16 protein-coding genes are annotated in these 18,575 nt (G+C 31.1%); 11 read left to right on the top strand and 5 right to left on the bottom strand.

Annotation, left to right across the window (positions count from 1 at the left end; genetic code table 11):
* Nucleotides 1–1,299: an aspartate aminotransferase family protein gene (locus AAFU52_RS22475; protein WP_024769372.1), complete on the top strand. Its 1,299-nt coding sequence runs from the start codon at nucleotides 1–3 to the stop codon at nucleotides 1,297–1,299.
* A gap of 200 nt (nucleotides 1,300–1,499) precedes the next feature.
* A complete protein-coding gene (locus AAFU52_RS22470; protein ID WP_438423632.1) occupies nucleotides 1,500–3,200 on the top strand; it encodes a patatin-like phospholipase family protein in 1,701 nt (566 codons plus the stop codon).
* 115 nt (nucleotides 3,201–3,315) lie between these two features.
* Here AAFU52_RS22470 and AAFU52_RS22465 read toward each other — a convergent pair whose 3' ends face one another.
* Nucleotides 3,316–4,026 carry a LytR/AlgR family response regulator transcription factor gene (locus AAFU52_RS22465; protein ID WP_024769370.1) on the bottom strand — a complete coding sequence of 237 codons (711 nt, stop codon included), beginning with the start codon at nucleotides 4,024–4,026 and terminating at the stop codon, nucleotides 3,316–3,318.
* A complete protein-coding gene (locus AAFU52_RS22460; RefSeq protein WP_024769369.1) occupies nucleotides 4,023–5,084 on the bottom strand; it encodes a sensor histidine kinase in 1,062 nt (353 codons plus the stop codon). Before AAFU52_RS22460 ends, AAFU52_RS22465 begins: the two co-directional genes overlap by 4 nt.
* 236 nt (nucleotides 5,085–5,320) lie before the next feature.
* On the opposite strand from AAFU52_RS22460, the gene AAFU52_RS22455 reads away from it, so the two are divergent.
* From AAFU52_RS22455 to AAFU52_RS22420, 8 genes are all read left to right on the top strand, one after another.
* Nucleotides 5,321–7,711 carry a TonB-dependent receptor domain-containing protein gene (locus AAFU52_RS22455; RefSeq protein WP_438423631.1) on the top strand — a complete coding sequence of 797 codons (2,391 nt, stop codon included), beginning with the start codon at nucleotides 5,321–5,323 and terminating at the stop codon, nucleotides 7,709–7,711.
* A 13-nt stretch (nucleotides 7,712–7,724) separates the two neighbouring features.
* Nucleotides 7,725–8,522, top strand: coding sequence for a DUF6503 family protein (locus AAFU52_RS22450; protein ID WP_438423630.1), 798 nt, complete (start codon nucleotides 7,725–7,727; stop codon nucleotides 8,520–8,522).
* Between the two features lie 287 nt (nucleotides 8,523–8,809).
* On the top strand, nucleotides 8,810–9,664 hold the full coding sequence (locus AAFU52_RS22445) for a helix-turn-helix transcriptional regulator (protein ID WP_438423629.1): 855 nt from the start codon (nucleotides 8,810–8,812) through the stop codon (nucleotides 9,662–9,664).
* Nucleotides 9,665–9,754: 90 nt separating this feature from the next.
* Nucleotides 9,755–10,261: an anthrone oxygenase family protein gene (locus tag AAFU52_RS22440; protein ID WP_024769365.1), complete on the top strand. Its 507-nt coding sequence runs from the start codon at nucleotides 9,755–9,757 to the stop codon at nucleotides 10,259–10,261.
* Between the two features lie 52 nt (nucleotides 10,262–10,313).
* Entirely contained in the window at nucleotides 10,314–11,165 is an 852-nt protein-coding gene (locus tag AAFU52_RS22435) for an SDR family oxidoreductase (protein ID WP_438423628.1), read from the top strand.
* A 195-nt stretch (nucleotides 11,166–11,360) separates the two neighbouring features.
* The gene (locus tag AAFU52_RS22430) at nucleotides 11,361–11,537 is read left to right on the top strand and encodes a hypothetical protein (RefSeq protein WP_438423627.1); all 177 of its coding nucleotides are present in this window, start codon (nucleotides 11,361–11,363) and stop codon (nucleotides 11,535–11,537) included.
* Nucleotides 11,538–11,742: 205 nt separating this feature from the next.
* Nucleotides 11,743–12,846 carry a type 1 glutamine amidotransferase domain-containing protein gene (locus AAFU52_RS22425; protein WP_438423626.1) on the top strand — a complete coding sequence of 368 codons (1,104 nt, stop codon included), beginning with the start codon at nucleotides 11,743–11,745 and terminating at the stop codon, nucleotides 12,844–12,846.
* Between the two features lie 92 nt (nucleotides 12,847–12,938).
* Nucleotides 12,939–14,006 (top strand): AraC family transcriptional regulator, encoded by a 1,068-nt coding sequence (locus AAFU52_RS22420; protein ID WP_024769362.1) that lies wholly within the window; start codon nucleotides 12,939–12,941, stop codon nucleotides 14,004–14,006.
* Nucleotides 14,007–14,118: 112 nt separating this feature from the next.
* On the opposite strand, the gene AAFU52_RS22415 is transcribed toward AAFU52_RS22420, so the two are convergent.
* The 3 genes from AAFU52_RS22415 to AAFU52_RS22405 all read right to left on the bottom strand — a co-directional run bounded on the left by AAFU52_RS22415 (nucleotide 14,119) and on the right by AAFU52_RS22405 (nucleotide 16,845).
* The gene (locus tag AAFU52_RS22415) at nucleotides 14,119–14,991 is read right to left on the bottom strand and encodes a tetratricopeptide repeat protein (RefSeq protein ID WP_438423625.1); all 873 of its coding nucleotides are present in this window, start codon (nucleotides 14,989–14,991) and stop codon (nucleotides 14,119–14,121) included.
* Nucleotides 14,992–15,113: 122 nt separating this feature from the next.
* Nucleotides 15,114–15,815 carry a LytR/AlgR family response regulator transcription factor gene (locus AAFU52_RS22410; protein WP_438423624.1) on the bottom strand — a complete coding sequence of 234 codons (702 nt, stop codon included), beginning with the start codon at nucleotides 15,813–15,815 and terminating at the stop codon, nucleotides 15,114–15,116.
* 1 nt (nucleotide 15,816) lies between these two features.
* The gene (locus tag AAFU52_RS22405; RefSeq protein WP_438423623.1) at nucleotides 15,817–16,845 is read right to left on the bottom strand and encodes a sensor histidine kinase; all 1,029 of its coding nucleotides are present in this window, start codon (nucleotides 16,843–16,845) and stop codon (nucleotides 15,817–15,819) included.
* Nucleotides 16,846–17,129: 284 nt separating this feature from the next.
* On the opposite strand from AAFU52_RS22405, the gene AAFU52_RS22400 reads away from it, so the two are divergent.
* Entirely contained in the window at nucleotides 17,130–18,458 is a 1,329-nt protein-coding gene (locus AAFU52_RS22400) for a S41 family peptidase (protein WP_024769360.1), read from the top strand.
* Nucleotides 18,459–18,575 lie beyond the last annotated feature (117 nt).

The following is an 18,575-nucleotide window of genomic DNA, read 5'->3' as shown; positions in this document are numbered from 1 at the left end:
ATGCAAGATTTAAATGCTAAAGAAGTAGAAGAGGCTCAGGAAGCACTAATACGATACTGCGGTGAGTTTTCACCTTTTATTGTTGAAAAGGCTTTTGGAAGCTATATCTATACTAAAGATGGAGATGCAATTCTGGATTTTACCTCTGGTCAAATGTGTTCTGTATTTGGGCATAATCACCCAAAATTTGTTGAAATATTAGAAAAATCAGGAGATAAGGCAATTCATTTACTAAGTTCTATCTTATCTCCTCCGGTTATTAATCTTGCCAAAAAGTTAACAGGTAAATTGCCCAGTAGCCTATCCAAATGTATATTTCTGAATACTGGATCCGAGTCGAATGAAGTAGCTATACGAATGGCAAAATTAGCTACTGGTGGTTTTGAAATCATTGGATTTTCTGGCTCTTGGCATGGTATGACGGCGGGAGCGCAGTCATATACCTTTTCAAAAACAAGAAAAGGATATGGACCTGCTATGTCGGGTAGTTTGATGATACCGGCACCTTATGAGTATCGTTGCCCAATTGCGCATTGTAAAGGGACTTGTGATCATACTTGCTTAGAGGTAGGTATGAAAATGGCCGATCAGCAATCTGTTGGAGAATATGCAGCATTAATAGCCGAACCTTTATTGAGTGCTGCAGGTATGATCGAATTAAAACCCAGTTATGTTAAAAGGTTAAAAGAATTATGTGATGAACGTGGGCTACTGTTAATATTTGACGAAGCTCAGACAGCATTAGGACGCCTGGGGAAAACTTTTGCTTTCGAACAGTACGATGTTATTCCTGATTTCTTGACCTTATCAAAAACACTAGGAGGGGGGCTTCCATTGGCAGCAATGGTTACCACAGCAGAAATAGAAGAAGAATGCTATAAAAGAGGGTTTGTTTATGTGACCTCTCATGTGTCTGATCCTTTTTGTGCATCTTTTGGCTTAGCCGCTTTTGATATACTTGATGAACAAAAATTAGCCGAAAGTGCATTGGAAAAAGGAAAGTACTTAAAAGAGCAATTGCTACAACTACATGAGAAATATGAATGTATAGGAGATGTAAGAGGTAGTGGACTTTTATTAGGTGTTGAAATTGTAAAAGATCGGGAAACGAAGATACCAGACGATGATTTGGGTCAGAAAATATGTAGTAGATGCCTTGAGTTAGGCTTAAATATGAATATAGTTAGAATGAAAGGTTACGGAAGCGTTTTTAGAATTGCTCCACCATTAACCATAAGTATTGAAGAAATAGATTTAGGTATTGCGATTTTAGATGAAGCAATACAGGATTGTATTTAATAAAAAAGCTATTTATAGAATGTTGACTTAAAAACAAGTATTTTTACGCATTGTTAGCTATATAAATTCATCTTAAGTTTAAACACCATAATCGTCATTTTTTAATTCCCCACATCAACTTTATTGATAATAAATAGTTGATATAGATTTCTTATTAATGTATTTTTTTTATTAAAATTATACGATAAAATTCTGGAATTATGAGTGAAGACAATAGTAGTACCGAAAATACCTTTATTCCTTTTGAAAATATAGGCTTGTGTTTTAGTGGTGGAGGTTATCGAGCAACATTCTATTCTTTGGGGATAATCTCGTATTTAAATAAAGTCAAATATAAAGGAAAGCCTCTGTTAGAATATGTAGAAGCTCTTAGTTCTGTTAGTGGTGGGACCCTTTTGGCAGTAGCTTATGCCAAATCAGCACAAGATACGAAACACAGTTTCATAGAATTTTTTAAAGAATTTTACCAAGCCTTTGAACCCAAAAAGGATAAATTATTAGATACGGCAATTAAGAAACTGGAAGATGATACAGTCTGGAAAAACAATCCATACAAGACACGTTCCCTGATTAATGCATTTGCATTGACTTACGCAGAGATGGAAGTTTTTAAGGGAGATTTTTCTATGTTTGAGAACCCAGTATCAGAACATTTAAAACAAGTATGTTATAATGCTACAGATTTTTCATTTGGACTCACGTATAGATTTCAAAACACAGGAGTTTTTGGTAACTCACCACTTTCGAATTCATCTGTAGAAAAACTTAAATTTAAAGTGCAATTGGGAGATATTATTGCTTCATCTTCTTGCTTCCCTCTTGGGTTTGAGCCGTTACAATTTCCAGATGATTATTTCAAAGATCATAATTCTACAGATTACAAAGCATTGAAAAGTCTTGACAGATTTATTGATGGAGTAGGAATCATGGATGGTGGCATTGCAGATAATCAAGGTATTGCTAGTATGATTCGAATTAATGAGAGAATGAAAAATGGACTCAATCTTATCATTGTAAACGATGTTGGAAGTTTTAAGATGGTACCTTGGCATCAAGACAATAGTTTTGAGAAAAAAGGAGTTTCTATAAAACAATTTGTAGCGAAAGCCTTAGCATATTTCAGGATTAAACCATTGTATTGGATACTTCTTTTATTAGGGGTAATTATGGTAGTTTTAAATTCAATGAAAATTTTCAACAATTGTGATGATTGTGCCTGGCCTGCAATTTATATAATTGGCAGTATATTAATTGGTATTGGCTTAATTCTAACTATATTGGGTGGATTTGCCTCGGTTATCATGAATTTTTTTAAAAGTAAGATGGCATCTCTTTTTAAAAAAAATGTACCAGAACCACTTGTAGACGACATCCTGAGTTTTAAAAAATTAGATATTGGATTGGTACAACAGATGCTTACGAATCGATTAACATCTGCAGTAAAAATGATCAATGACGTCTTCCTAAAGCAAATGCGTAGACTTAATTATGATCTGTTTTATTCTAAATATTCACTTCAAAACAAACGCATAACTACTACAGTATATAAGCTAAATGGTCAAAAGACACCTTATTCTGGTGCTCAACCAAATTATAATAAGGATATTAAACCTGCGCCAAGCAAATTGTTAATGAGTGTTGGGTTAACTGCATCCGAAACACCAACAACATTATGGTGGGATAAGAAGGATATTGCCAAAAATAGAATGGATACACTAATCGTCTGCGGTCAATTTACACTTTGTTATGAGCTTATGGAGTATATCCTGGAGCTCAAAAAATCAGAAAGTGATTTAAAAATTGATTTTACCGAAATTGATTTGTTGTATAAAGAACTAAAAGACGATTGGAAAGCTTTCAATAAAAACCCATTTTTCGTCCTAGAAGAGTTAAAAAAATAAGTTTTCAGAATATTGATTAGAGGCTGTTCTTTAGCTTATTACAGGGATGGATTACCTTATTGAACGTATCAAATGAGTAAGAGGAAGTGTTATGCGTGAGAATGGTTTGTTTTGATTACGAATTATTTGAAAAACTAGACATATTATCTTTATAGCTATTCCCTATCGGAATCTCAATTTTATCAATTTCTACATCGTTTTTGGTGTAAGCAGTAATTTTTTCTTGATTTATAATATATGAACGATGAATACGAATAAATCGGGAATCAATACGTTTTTCGAAGTTAGAGATACTCTCTTTTATAATCAAGGTTTTATTTTCCAAATGAATTTTAATATAATCCTTTAAGCTTTCAATATATAAAACATCATCAAAAAGTACTTTTATTTGCTTTTTTGCTTTGTTTACAAAAACAAAATCTGTTTTCTTATGTGTAGTATTTTCTGGCGAGTCATATGATATAGACTTTTTTTCCTGTTCTAAGAACTTCTGAATAGCTAAGAAAAAACGTTCAAAAAATATGGGCTTCAATAAATAATCTACAGCATTTAATTCAAACCCGTCTACTGCATAATCACGATATGCAGTCGTAAAAATTACTTTAGGTTTATATACAAGGTTTTTAAAGAAATCAGTGCCTTTTAACACTGGCATTTCAATATCTAAGAAAAGTAAATCAATTTTTGTAGTACTTAATATCGAACTAGCTTCAATTGCACTAGAACAGGAAGCTATCAATTCAAAATCCGGAAGTTTATTTAAATACGTTTCAATTAATTCTCTGGCTAAAGGTTCATCATCTATAATTAAACATGTATAGCTCATATAATATCTAATTTAAGATTAGCAGAAAATGAATTTGATTTGTTTTCAATAATTAGATTATATGCCTTAGGATACAATAATTCGAGTTGTTTTTTTATGTTTTTAAGACCTATGGAGTCTTTATTCATAGCAGTATTAACACCTGTAGGTTTGCTGTTTTTAACATTAAAAACTAATTGTTCTCCCTTTTTAGAGATATTAATTTCAATGCTTGCCTGATTTATTTCTTCTTTAACGCCATGCTTAAATGCATTTTCGATAAACGTAAGCAATAATAAAGGAGCAATTTTTTCCTGACCCGTTACATTTTTACTAAAAGAGATTTTTACTCTATCGGCATAACGGATTTTTTCTAAGGATAAATAGTTCTCGATTAAATCAATTTCTTTATCTAATGAGACATAATTTTCATTGCAACGATATAAGATATAATCCAAAATATTAGATAGTTTTTGGATTACTTTGGTTGTATCATCAGACTTTTTTAAGGCTAATGCATGTAAATTATTTAATGTATTAAACAAAAAATGAGGATTTAATTGATTTTTTAAAGCAGCAAGTTCTGTTGTTTTTTTCTGTTCATTTAATTTTAATAAGCGTTGCTTTTCTGTATAAAGTTTTAATACCAGAATTAAGAATGTTGGATATAGTAAATACAATGATTTTGATATAAACTCACCTATGTTTGTGAATCTGCCCAATAGAGAAGTGTCAGTAAAACGTTTTATATAATTTACATAAGTCGCAGGAAAGGTAGGTTCAAAATAATGTATATATGTTAAGGTGCAAATAAGGTAAAAAGTAAGCAACGTTATTACGATCGATATCCAAAAAATCAAAACCTTACCCTTATTTAAAAGATGTAGAATTAAAAATTCTATAATCACATATGACATAGCAATTTGAAGTATGACCCTTATACTATAAGTGATTAGTAATTCTTCAGTTGTAGAATAATACCAACTAGAGGCAGAAGCGGAAAAGACAAAAATCAAAAGACCAAATATGAGATACTTGAATCTTGAAACCTCCAGAAAGCTTTGGATTTTTTGTAACATGCTGTTTTCTATTTCTATTCATTGTAAAGGTACAAATTTAAAGAACCCAAGTTTGCATAGGATACCAAACTACGGGTTTGTGATGTCGAAAGTCTATTTCCTGAAGACAAAATCATATATGGGCAGTAACCAAATCTATAACAACACTTACACCTCTTCTGTCTGTTTTTTTTTATACGAGTTTACTCTTCTTATAATTTGGCACTCAAACAATAATTTTTTTGAGAATGAACTTTATGAAAACAATCTTATCTATTCTTTTGGAGGATATTAAAAGAAAACATTTATTTATATACCTTTTCCTTGTTTCGATTGGTGTTTTTGGGCAATCGGGCACGGTTACAGGAGAAATATTAGACCAAAACACACAAGAACCTATACCTTATGTGAATGTAATTATAAAATCCGGAGAAAAGATAACAACCGGTGGGATTACAAATGATAAGGGAGTTTTTTTTGTAGATAAAATCCCTTTTGGAGATTATAATTTTGAAGTTCAGTTTATTGGATACAAAACAGTTACAAAAGGTATTGCTTTTACTCAATCAAAAAGCAAAATCAATCTAGGGACTATTTTGATTGAAGAAGAAGCTGTAGCTCTGGAAGGAGTCGAAATTACTACCGAACGCTCAACTATTGAACAAAAGATTGATAGAAAAGTAATCAATGTAGGGAAAGATTTAACTACTGCCGGTGCTTCGGCCAGTGATGTTATGAGTAATATTCCTTCGGTAAGTGTTAATCAGGATGGAGAAATATCGCTTCGCGGAAATGAAAATGTTCGTATCCTGGTAGATGGAAAACCAACCAATATTAGTGCTACCGATCTATTACAGCAAATACCATCTACATCAATTAAAACCATAGAATTGATTACCAATCCTTCATCAAAATACAATCCCGAAGGTATGAGTGGAATTATTAATATCATCTTAAAAAAGAGCACTCGTTTAGGTTTTAATGGATCAATAAGCTCTGGAGTAACTTTTGGAGAAAAAGCACGATTCAACAATTCATTAAGCCTAAATTATAGAACAGGAAAAACTAATTTTTACGGTAGTTATGGCAATCGTTTTGGTGAGCAAGTAACAGACGGTACGGTCACTAGAACTGTAGAGCAAACGAATCAATTAACCAAAAATTATAATGGCCGTACATCACATCTATTTAAAGTAGGTGTCGATTATTATATCAATGAGAGAAACACATTTTCTGTGTATACCAATCAAAATTTGTTTAATGCAGATATTGAAGGTAAAAAAACACTTACTTTTTTTAATGATACCCCTTCAAACTTTGCACAATTTGATGCTATAACAAGGGATAATATAAATTCTACTTATAATATTGATTTTCTACATTCATTTGTAAAAGATGGGCATACAATTGAACTCGAATTAGACTATAATACGCTAGAAAGTGATATTGCCAATGATTTTAAATTTACAGGAAATACACCTGTAAACAATTATGATGAAGTTGTAGATGATAAGCGAAAAAATACTACAATAAACCTGGATTATGTTAATCCATTAACCGATAAATCAACCTTAGAAATTGGAGTAGAAACACGTTTACGACGTACAGATAACTCGTATCAAACAAGTCGTATTGATTTTATGAATTCGAACTTTTCTTATGATAGAGATATCTATTCATTTTATACAACTTTTGGTCAGAATTTTAGTAAATGGCAATATAATATCGGAGTTCGATTAGAAGATTATAATGTAACTACTCAATTTAATGAAATAGGGGAGCCTCAGGACAATTTTGAAGACCATCTTTTTAATGTATTCCCTTCTGGATTTTTAAAATACACACCCGATGAAGAACAAAAAAACTCGTATCAATTAAGTTTTAGCAGGCGAATAGATAGACCTTCACTAAACCAGATTAACCCTATTCGACAGATTAGCACCCCTCAAATTGTTATTGTTGGTAATCCAAGCTTAACTCCACAGTTTACCAATTCTATTGAACTTAATTATAATAGAAAAATAAACAAAGGAAATATAACGTTTGGCGGTTTTTATAGAAGAATTGAGGACGAGATTAATAGAATAGGTTATTTTGATCAAAACAATCCAACACTATTAGTTCTTGATTACGATAATTTTGACAGTAATGACGCTTATGGAGTTGAATTGTCGACAAGTTACAAACCAACAAAATGGTGGAATTTTAATGCAAGCTTTGATGTATATTCTAGAACACAAAAAGGAATTATTGGTGGGGAAAATGTAAAGGTCAATAATACTTTATTAAATGCAAAGATTAATAATAGTTTTAAAGCTTCTAAAAACTTAACATTTCAGATTTTTACTTTTTATAGTGGCCCACAAAAAATATTACAATATGAATTAAAGGAAAATATTTTTGTAAATGCTGGTGCACGTTACAATTTTGCTAAAGGAAAAGGAACCTTTAGTGTTAATTTTAATGACATTTTTAGAACACAACGATTTGCTTTTGAAGCGTATAGAACTATAATTCAGGAAGGTGAATTTAAACGAGATAGTCAATCTGTTTATTTTGGACTTTCATACCGTTTTGGTGGAGGAAAAAACAAAAGACTAAAACGAAAAAATCGTGACAAAAACGAAAAAACCGATAAATTCTTATAAAAACTACAAGATTATGAAATTGAAAATACACATGGCATGTATAGCCTGCATACTAGTTAACATAACCCTTGCTCAAAATGGGAAGCTATCAAATAGTGATTCTGCAAAAGTTTTAATAGAAAAAATGGTTTCCAAAACAGGAAGTTATGAATTACTTAAAAAACTGAAAGACGTTGAGTTTACTTATGATTTTTATAATCCCGGGGCTAAAAAAAGCGATATTTCTATAGAGCGTTACATTTTTGATGGAGAAGTGTCGTGGGGACAATATAAGACACATAACGTATTTGTACTTCCTAAGAAGGAAGGAACGGTTACTCAATATTACGAAAGTACTGGTAATTCGTGGATAGCTATAGAAAATGCTAAGATGACAGATAAACGAGCATTGCTAAGTTCTAATTTTTTGCGTAAAGCGAACTATTATTGGTTTACCATGATGCCCAAGCTATTAGATGCAGGTATTATATATAAACAACTTCCGAATAGAACTTATAATAAGATTGATTATAACATAGTAAAAATTGGTTTTGAAAAAGGAGTCGGTGAAGTTCAGGATGATTTTATCCTATACATTAATCCAACTACTTTTCTTGTAGATAGGTTTTTGTTTACAGTTAAAGGAAGTGGATTGGGGATATCTCTAATGGAGATAGAGTATGAAACCGTTAATGGATATACTTTTATGGCAAAACGAAAAGTAATTCCAGCAGATTGGGGCGGTAATATTAAAGGTAAAGTACTCTACGAACAAACCACCACGAATGTCAAATTTAATAACGGATTTAAAAGGGAATTACTTGCAAAATAAAAATCTTATGTGGTAATGAGTGTAATTTGTATTACAGCAGTGTACCATATTAACTTTCAATATATGTTAATGAATTAGCCAATTCTACCAGTAAAGAGCCTATCACTTTTGTGATAGGCTCTTTAAATTGTGATATGTTGTCTCCCATATGATTTAGTATTTAATATCCAAAATGACATAGTTCATGCACTTATTAAAAGAATGTGTCGTAAATATCTATTAGAAAAGCAGAATTTTATTAGAAAACAGTACCAAACTCAAAATTTTGTAACTTTGTTATACATTATATGACAAGGGATATTATAGACATAAATGACTTTACAATTCTGGTTGAAGAAGCCAAAGTTAATGAACCAACAATAGATTCGTGCTTCTTTGATGAGCCAATAATTGGGGTTGCTTTTTATGGTTCTGGAGATGTTGATTTAAAGGTGAAATATGGTGAAAATCAAAAAGAGTTTAGCTATACAAAAGGATTGACACTTTCATTTTATGCAGACGAAAAGGTGGAATTTATACATTCTGTTTCTGCTACAAAACCCTTAGAATGTTTAGTAATAGCAACATCCCTTAAAACTATAAATAATCTACCAAATCAAGAAGGAGAACTATTTGGTGAAATTCTCGATCAGCTCGTTAACCCTTCAGATCATTATGTAGAAGGATCAAGTTTTATAATGACTCCAGAAATGCAATCTATAGTGGATTCTTTATTCAATATTCAATACGAAGGAAAAACAAAAATGATGTTTTTTCGTAGCCAAATAACAACATTACTTTCTCATTTTTTTGGCCAATTGGCGTCTTTGAAAAATGAAAATATAAAGACTCCCGAACGAGAAAAACTTAATCAAGCTAAGGAAATTTTACTACAAAATATAGATGATCCACCTTCACTTAATGAGATTTCTAAGCAAATTGGATTGAATACTTCTAAATTGAAAAAAGAATTTAAAGCATTTTTTGGTGTTCCAGTATTTAAATACCTTCAAAACGAGCGCCTTACTTTAGCGCACAAAATAATTAGAAATCAAGAAGCCACAGTACAAGAAGCAGCTTGGCATGTTGGCTATAATAGTCTAAGTTCTTTCTCAAATGCCTTCGAAAAAAAGTTTGGATATCGCCCAAGTCAGATTAAATAGCAACTTTTCGAACAAATTATTATCCTTTTAAAACAAATAGTATTTCCCGTTCTACGCCACCTTTGTCGTATCAAGTAAAAGGAAATAAGGATGGAATTATCATTAAAATCTGCAACTCTAATTTTAACCATTTTATTTACCGGAATGTCTGCCGGTCTTTGTTTTATATGGTCAAATACTATCGCTCCGGGAATAGGGAAACTCAACGATATTGGTTTTTTACAATCTTTTAAGGAAATGAATAGAACAATATTAAATCCTCTGTTTTTTGTAGTATTTTTTAGCCCTTTTTTATTAAACCTATTGAACTTGTATTTATTCAAAAATGTTTCAAATACGCTTACATGGTTGTTAATAATGGTCACAGTATGTTACTTTTTTGGAGTAGTATTTATTACCATTTTTGGTAATGTACCCTTAAATGAAATGTTAGACAAGACCGATTTAGCTTCTAGTAGTATAGAAGAATTAAAACACTTACGAGAAAAGTTTGAAGTAAAATGGAATCGTTTTCATTTAATAAGAACACTTGCGTCTATTATTTCATTTCTATTGTTGATTCTTAGCCTTATTCAATCATCTAAAAGTAATATCTAGAATATAAAAATATTGAGGTATGATCTAAAAATGATAATTAATAAATATAAATATGGAAAATAGAAATAACATTTTAGTCATCGGCGGAACTGGAAAAACGGGCCGCAAAGTAGCGCATAAATTAACCGAAACAGGGCATTACGTTAGAATCGGCTCACGAACAGGATCTCCTTCATTTGATTGGGGTAATTCTGAAACATGGTCAGAGTGTATGCAAGGAATGGATAAAGTATACATTACATTTCAACCAGACTTAGCGGTTCCAGGTGCATTAGAAGCTATTGAAGAACTAACAAAACAAGCGAAAAAATGTGGAGTTAAAAAATTGGTATTACTATCAGGAAAAGGAGAGAGAGAGGCCGAACTTTGCGAACAAGTAGTGATACACTCAGGATTAGATTATACTATCGTTAGAGCAACTTGGTTTAATCAAAATTTTAGTGAAAGTTTTTTCTTAGAGCCTATTCTTGATGGATTTGTTGCTTTACCACAAGCAGAAGCAAAAGTACCTTATGTTGATACAGACGATATTGCAGATGTGGCTGTTGCTGCGTTATTAAATGAAGAACATAATGGAGAAATTTATCAATTAACAGGACCAAGACAACTTACGTTTAAAGACGTAATCCAAGAGATTTCTGAAGTTACCGGAAGAAATATTTTATTTACACCAATTACTTTACCTAGTTATATTAAGATGCTGAAACAACAGGGAGTACCAGCTGATTTTATCTGGTTGGTGGAATATTTATTCTCTGAAGTTCTAGGAAGCCCTAATAATTCTGAAATCACAAATGATATTGAAAAAGTATTAAAAAGAAAACCGATTGATTTTTCAGAGTATATTTCTAATACAGCTAAGTCTGGAATTTGGCAAAAACACAAAGTTGAAACTAGAAAATAAATTAAATATGCTTTGGAATAACTTAAACTTTATCCCGAGTACTTCGGGAGCTTATCAAAAGGATAGAGAGCACCAGAATATTGATAAAATGATTCTTAAAGTTTAATTAATGTCATTGATTACCGTATTAGAAAACATTAAATTTAGAGTTGAATTCTATTTAAAAAATATTCTTAAAACCTAAAATTCTGAATTATGAAAAAAGCACTTTTAAATGTAACAGGATCTAAAGAGTTATCTAAAAATGAGCAAAAAAATATTGACGGAGGCGCAGGCCCAAGTCGTCCATGTGGCGGAGATGGCTCATTCATATATGTAGACGGTGTTAAGGTATGTTGTTATATACCTTGGAGTGGTCATTATATATGCTAACATTTCTTTAATTATGACATTAAAATTCTAATCGAATTTATTTTAGAATATTCAAAGAGATCATCTTTATAGATGGTCTCTTTTTTGTTTATCTGAATACTACCTAAGGTATTCAAAACATAATTTAGTCTGACAGAATTATCATTCCGACAGTTTTTGTGATGATTTTGGTAGTACTTCGTACTGTAATTCTAAAAATCATGTTATGTTTAAAAAATATCCAATTCTTAAATGGATTCTAATTGTCTTTAGCAGTATAATCGTCTTCCTTCTAGTTTTCGGTTGGTGGTTCATGAGTTTATTACCTATAGAAGAAATGGGTACTGATTTGTCTACTACACAAACATTTGATTTACCATATTTATCTGAAGACATCCAGCCTTTACGAGGAAAAATCTTGGCTATAGTGACAAGTACAGCTACTATGGGAAACACTGATAAAAGTACGGGTTATGAGTTAACTGAATTATCACGTGCTTATTACGTTTTTCAAGCTAATGGTTTTGAAGTTGATATTGCCAGTCCGTTGGGAGGAGAACCACCAGTTGTGATTGATGATGATGATATGGGAAAATATGATTTTGCATTTTTAAACGATAGCATTGCTCAACATAAAGTAAAACATACCATTCCGGTAAAAAGTATTAACCCAGATGTATATGAAGCTGTATTTTTTGCAGGAGGAAAAGGGGCAATGTTTGATTTTCCTAAAAATAAGGCTATTCAAAATATTGTACGTAATTTATATCAATCAAATAAGGTGGTTGGCGCAGTATGTCATGGGCCAGCGGCTTTAGTAAATGTAACTCTCGACACTGGCCGCCCGTTGCTAGAAAACAAAAAAGTGAGTAGTTTTACTAATAATGAGGAATTACTACTTATTCCAGATGCCGAAGAAATATTTCCTTTCCTTTTACAGGATAAACTAGTAGCTCAGGGTGCGCGTTTTAATGAGGGAGCCACGTATTTAGAGCATATTAGTTATGATAAAAACTTGGTAACAGGTCAAAACCCTTGGTCTACATGGATATTAGCAGAAACTATGATTTCGGCATTGGGATATACACCAAAGCATAGAGAAATAACAGCCGAAGAAAATGCGATGAAGGTCTTAATTGCATATGAAGAAGGAGGTACTCAGAAAGCCAAAGAATTAATTAAGCAAATATCGACTGTCGAAAATAAACCTCTGGCCAGGCAACTTATTGCTGTACATAGTGTCGTTGCAATCATGAAGGGTAGTATTGGACGGTTTTTTAATCTTATTAGTTTAACATCATATGCAAAAAGTCAATCTAAGAATATATAGAGGTTTACAGAGTGAGCAGTATTTATGTCATATTGAAAGTACAAACTTAATACTAGGTTTGTACTTTCTTTGAATTCTAAATATCCCTACATTTGGAAAAAATAATTCCATTGAGTTTTTTAGATATATTACTTGTAATTATTAGCAGTGCTGGGCTTTTGCATGGGGTATTATTTGCCTTCTATTTAAGTGTTTTCAAAAAGAAAAAAACATTAAGCAATCTTTTACTGGGGTTGATTCTTGTATGTATGGCATTTAGAATAGGTAAATCGATCATGTTAAATTTTGGTGATGGTCTGGAGCCTATATTTATTTTTGTTGGATTAGCATTTCTTTTACTAATTGGGCCACTTTTAAGGTGGTATGTTTTTGGGATGACACGCCCTAATTTCAAATTACCCAAATATTATCTTTTGGAATTCGTTCCATTTGCTTTGATTTTTATCTCCAGTCTTTTTGTGACTAAAGAATGGTACGAAAATAGCAAGCTGGTTATTATCGTTTTTTCGAGCGGTCTTATTTTTATATACCTACATTTTGCTTTTTATATCGCTTTGTCCTGGAGGCTTTTAAAACGAGCAAAGAAGGACTATCGACAAGAGCAACAAACAAAATCTCGTAGCGCAATATTAAATTGGTTACATCTCTTAATTATTGGTTTTGTGGTCATCTGGGGATCTTATGTTTTAAACATATTAGATGAAACAGTACCTTATGTTGTAGGTCCAATATTATATTCTGTAATTATCTATTTTTTAAGCTATAAAGCATTCCAACTTAAAGCTACAGATCTGGATGGCAATGTGTTTAAGACAACCAATAATAACCTTTTATTTGATGAGATTTCAAAATTGGTTATGGATACCAAATTGTATCTCGAACCAGATGTATCTCTTGCAAAACTGAGTATCATGATAGGAAAAACCACACAACTAACATCCTCGGTTATTAATCAATATGCCAAACGAAACTTCAACGATTTTATTAATTATTATCGAATTCAAGACGCTAAGAGAATGCTTTCAGATACAGAAAGTGATAAATATACCATTTCATCAATTGCATTTGATACAGGTTTTAGTAGTCTTTCTTCTTTTAATGGTGCATTTAAGAAATTTGAAGGTATAACACCATCAAAGTATAGAAAAGACCGAGTTTGATTTTTAAAATGGTAGTGTTAAAATAAGCAAACAAATAACCTCTGAAACCGAAGTCCAAAGGTTATCATAAATGATCATTTTTTAGTTGTTATGTATTAAAAACTATGACACTTTACAATTTTGATGATTGTATGGAATCAAATTTCGTTTTAGCAGCTTCATACGTTTTTTTTAGGCTTTCACTGTTTTTATGATGTTTTCCATAGGTATATGCCTTTTCGATAGACTTCATTGTTTTAGTATAAAGGCCATTTTTATAATATAACAAATGCTCGTATTCAGCAAAGTAAATATCATTTTTAGCGTTAGCTCCATAATTCTTTGCGAGCTCCAGATACTCCATTGCTTTTTCGTTCTCACCTTTCATCAGATACATTACAGACATAAATTCATATCCCTTAGGTAAATTAGGAATCAATTCTGTACTCTTTTTATAGCATTTTAAAGCTTTGTCATACTCATTATTATAGTAATATGCCATACCTAAAGACCAAATGGCTGCAGCGCTGTCTGGATACATATCCACTACTTTTTGAAAGTATTCTTGAGCTTTAGAATAGTCTTCCTTTACCAATAGATAATACTCTGCCTGCATAATATCTCGCTCTGATTTTAATGTTGTTGTTTTAGAAAGTTCAAATGCTTTAGTTACTTTTTCTTTATATTTTTCTGGATCATGTTCATAAAACCCTCCCATTAAGAAACCACTGGGATAATTGGGGTCTAATTTCATAATCTTTGCCGCTTTCTCTTCAAACTCTTCTTTATCTCCGTAAAAATAGAAGTTCTCCGACAAATCATTAAAAAGTTGATGTACTTCTGGTATTTTTGAATCTACTGCTAAGGTAAATCCATGCGTGTTTAAATTAGAAGGAGCGTACTTTTGAACAAATTCATTCTCAATTTCACGTTCTGTTTTCTGAGATTGGCACGAAGAAAGACTTAATACAATTAAAAGAATGCTTAGATGTTTAAACATATTCATATCTACATTTTTAAATTAATTTATGGTAAAATTATATTTGATATGAATACTATTCTTAAAAAGTAGATGATGTTAGATTAACCAATGATAAAAGCTACAAAAGTGTATAAGTATAGTTATATCTAAGTATGTGATAATGATGTAAAAACTTTGCTGGAATAACTAGATCCGATTGGGATTTCTATTTTACCTATTTCTATATCTTTTTGGGTATAGGCAGTGATTTTATTAATTGCAACAATATAAGAACGGTGAGTACGTAAAAATAGAGTTGAAGGAAGTTGAGTTTCTATTTTACCAATATTACTTTTAACTACTAATTTTTGATGGATAGTATGGATTTTTACATAGTCTTTCAAGCTTTCAATATATAAAACTTCATCAAAAATGATCTTAATGTGTTTTTTATTCACGTTTACATAGAAAAATGTATCATTTGGTTTCTGTTCTACTAAAGGTGAAAGAGTAGCTTGAATTCTCTCATAATAGCGATCAACAGCTTTTACAAACCTATCAAAAGATATAGGTTTTAATAAATAGTCTATAATATCCAAATCGTATCCATCTATTGCATATTCTCTGTACGCTGTAGTAATAATCACTTTTGGAGGATGTTGTAGTGTTTTAAGAAAATCCAAACCTTTTAAAACGGGCATTTCAATATCCAAAAACAATAAATCTATTTTCTCTTTTTTTATCACTTCAAAAGCTTCTACAGCACTATAGCAACTGGTTACAATTTCTAAATCATCAAGCATTTCTATATGATTTTTTAGTAAATCAATTGCTGGAGATTCATCATCAACGAGTAAACATCGTACCATATCAATTTGTTTTTAAAGTCAATTTTAAGTTAAAAAATGTATCAGATTCGTCAATCTCAAATTTATGTTTTTCAGGATAGATTAAATCTAATTGTCGTTGGATATTGGCAAGACCTATTCCTTTTTTATAGGTATCTGTTTCATTGCTGTATTCGGTTTCTGTTTTTGTATTCCAGACACTAAATTCTATATATCCGTAAAATTGCTCAAGGATAATTTTTATTTTGGGTTTTTTAATATTTCCTCTAACCCCATGTTTAAAAGCATTTTCAACAATAGACAATAGTAATAAAGGGGTTATTGACTGTTCATTTTTAAAATGGCTTTTTTCAAAAACAACATGTAACCGCTCTCCATACTTAATTTGTTCTAGTGCTACATAATTTTCTATAGTATGAATCTCTTCGCTTAAAGGAACTGACGTTTGCTGACTTCTATATAAAATATAATCTAATATCTCTGAAAGTTGTAATACCATATCTGGTGCTTTTGGAGATTTGGTAATCACATAAGAGTATAAATTATTTAGGGTATTGAATAAAAAGTGTGGATTTAATTGTGCTTTTAAGTATTTGAGTTCTGTAGCTATTTTTTCTTTTTCTAATTGATATACCTTTTCTTTTTCTAACTCTTGCTCTTTATTGGTTTTATAGAAATACATGATTAATGCAGGAAAATGAAAAGATAGCATATAAAAAGGAAAATCTTCTAAACTAATTAATGGGTAGGGACCATCTGCACAATATTGATCCAGATGATAATATCCCATAATACGAAATAGTAGAACTAATATGATAATCATAAAAATCATGGATAATCCAAAAACAACATATTTTTTATGTTTTAAATAGCTTGGTATTTGCCAATAATTAAAGGTATAGGCAGCTATCATTAACATTGGGAGTTTAAACAAAGTTGTTTCTATAGATTGTTCAAACAATTCTGGATTAATAGAAGAAAAAATGTAGAAAAGAAAAATTCCGACCCAAAATATAATATGACTAAGGATTCTTTTTTTGTTAAAACTCATAACTGGAAATATAACCAAATTATCATTTTCTTATTAAAAAAAGAGCTGTTTGATTGGTATTAGTATATAAAAGTAGAGTAACTGTAGATAAACTTGATTAGAAAAAGTTTATCTATAATTAATCAGACCAATATCAATAGTTAACTTTTTATAAATAGACAGAATCCTATAAAACGTCTATTAACTCGCCAAGTTTATCTATATCATTTTAAAACATAAATAGCTTTATTCACTTTTGTCGAATAGAAATTTAAAGTTAATGCTTTATAAGACAATTTAAAAAAATGAAAAAACGCAAAACACTTATTTTATTTTTTCTTTTAACCTTTATAATTGGTTATTCTCAAAACAAGACTGAAGAATTAACAACAAAAGAAATTAGAGAAACAATCCATGAAGTTGGAAAAGTAATAAAGGAAAAATACGTATTTCCCGAAATTGCCAATGCAATAGTAGAATTGATTAATAGTAATTTAAGAAATGGTCGTTATAGGAGTTTAAGTAATCCAAAAGAGCTAGCAAAAATTCTTACAAAAGATGTACAATCAATAAATCATGATAAACACTTAAGAGTTTTTTATAATCTTGAAAATCCAAGAGGACAGCAAACAGAAATGAGTGCTGAAGACCGTGAGAAGTTTCTTGAAAAAATGATGGAAATGGAGAAGAGAGATAACTTTACGTTTAAAGAAGTTAAAATCCTCGATGGAAATATCGGATATATAAATTTTAGAGGTTTTCGTAATCCAGAATATGCCAGTGAAACTGTAATTGCTACAATGAATTTTTTAAGTAATACAGATGCTATAATTTTTGATTTAAGAAATAATGGTGGAGGGTATCCGCAGATGGTTCAGTTGTTATCCAGCTATTTTTTTAAGGGTGACGCTATCCATTTAAATACGTTCTATAATAGAATAGACGAAACAAGTGAACAGTTTTGGACCTTACCATATGTTCCTGGAAAAAGATTACCAGATGTACAGTTATATATACTAACTGGTAGTAGTACATTTTCTGCAGCTGAAGAGTTTTCATATAACTTAAAACACTTAAAACGTGCTATGATCATTGGTGAAACTTCTGGTGGAGGAGCACACCCAGGTGAGTCGTTCCAGGTATCAAATAAATTCAAAGTTTGGACACCTACAGGGCGAGCAATTAACCCAATTACGAATTCAAATTGGGAAGGAGTAGGGGTTATTCCTCATATAAAAACTTCTGAAAAAGATGCCTTAATATCCGCTCGTTTAAAAGCTTTAGATTCATTAAAAAGCGTTAATACAGATGCTTTTAGAAATGATTTTTATGATTGGCATATGGGTACTTTAAAAGCAGTCCAAACTCCTGTAAATGTTCCTTTGTCCTCTTTAGAAAATTATGTAGGGACGTATGCAGAGCTAAGTATTAGTTTAGAAAACGGCGTGTTATATTACCAAAGTGATGCACCTGACTCAAAGGTTAAGTTAACCCCGATTGATAATTCAACCTTTCAATATGGCGAACTTACAGATGTGAGGATACTATTCTTAAGAACAAATGATCAGGTCGAAGCATTAATGACGAAGAATGTCTATGGTAGATCCGACACGTACACAAAAGATAAAAATTAAACATCTTATGGTAAGCAGCGTCTAAAGTTTTAAATATAGTAAATAACTTAAAAAGAAATAATCTAAAAAGGTTTCTGTTTTCAACTATACAAAGTCATTTTCTCTTTTTCCTGAAAT

The organism is Aquimarina macrocephali, from assembly GCF_051627225.1.
Classification (GTDB): Bacteria; Bacteroidota; Bacteroidia; order Flavobacteriales; family Flavobacteriaceae; genus Aquimarina; species Aquimarina macrocephali.
The sequence above is the reverse complement of the archived record's forward strand: the minus strand, read 5'-3'. Positions and strand labels throughout refer to the sequence as shown.

Coding starts and splice junctions, on each gene's coding strand:
- AAFU52_RS22415 (WP_438423625.1), bottom strand. CDS start 14,991: ATGAATATGTTTAAACATCTAAGCATTCTTTTAATTGTATTAAGTCTT.
- AAFU52_RS22450 (WP_438423630.1), top strand. CDS start 7,725: ATGAAATTGAAAATACACATGGCATGTATAGCCTGCATACTAGTTAAC.
- AAFU52_RS22430 (WP_438423627.1), top strand. CDS start 11,361: ATGAAAAAAGCACTTTTAAATGTAACAGGATCTAAAGAGTTATCTAAA.
- AAFU52_RS22465 (WP_024769370.1), bottom strand. CDS start 4,026: ATGAGCTATACATGTTTAATTATAGATGATGAACCTTTAGCCAGAGAA.
- AAFU52_RS22425 (WP_438423626.1), top strand. CDS start 11,743: ATGTTTAAAAAATATCCAATTCTTAAATGGATTCTAATTGTCTTTAGC.
- AAFU52_RS22435 (WP_438423628.1), top strand. CDS start 10,314: ATGGAAAATAGAAATAACATTTTAGTCATCGGCGGAACTGGAAAAACG.
- AAFU52_RS22475 (WP_024769372.1), top strand. CDS start 1: ATGCAAGATTTAAATGCTAAAGAAGTAGAAGAGGCTCAGGAAGCACTA.
- AAFU52_RS22410 (WP_438423624.1), bottom strand. CDS start 15,815: ATGGTACGATGTTTACTCGTTGATGATGAATCTCCAGCAATTGATTTA.
- AAFU52_RS22405 (WP_438423623.1), bottom strand. CDS start 16,845: ATGAGTTTTAACAAAAAAAGAATCCTTAGTCATATTATATTTTGGGTC.
- AAFU52_RS22455 (WP_438423631.1), top strand. CDS start 5,321: ATGAAAACAATCTTATCTATTCTTTTGGAGGATATTAAAAGAAAACAT.
- AAFU52_RS22460 (WP_024769369.1), bottom strand. CDS start 5,084: ATGTTACAAAAAATCCAAAGCTTTCTGGAGGTTTCAAGATTCAAGTAT.
- AAFU52_RS22440 (WP_024769365.1), top strand. CDS start 9,755: ATGGAATTATCATTAAAATCTGCAACTCTAATTTTAACCATTTTATTT.
- AAFU52_RS22400 (WP_024769360.1), top strand. CDS start 17,130: ATGAAAAAACGCAAAACACTTATTTTATTTTTTCTTTTAACCTTTATA.
- AAFU52_RS22470 (WP_438423632.1), top strand. CDS start 1,500: ATGAGTGAAGACAATAGTAGTACCGAAAATACCTTTATTCCTTTTGAA.
- AAFU52_RS22445 (WP_438423629.1), top strand. CDS start 8,810: ATGACAAGGGATATTATAGACATAAATGACTTTACAATTCTGGTTGAA.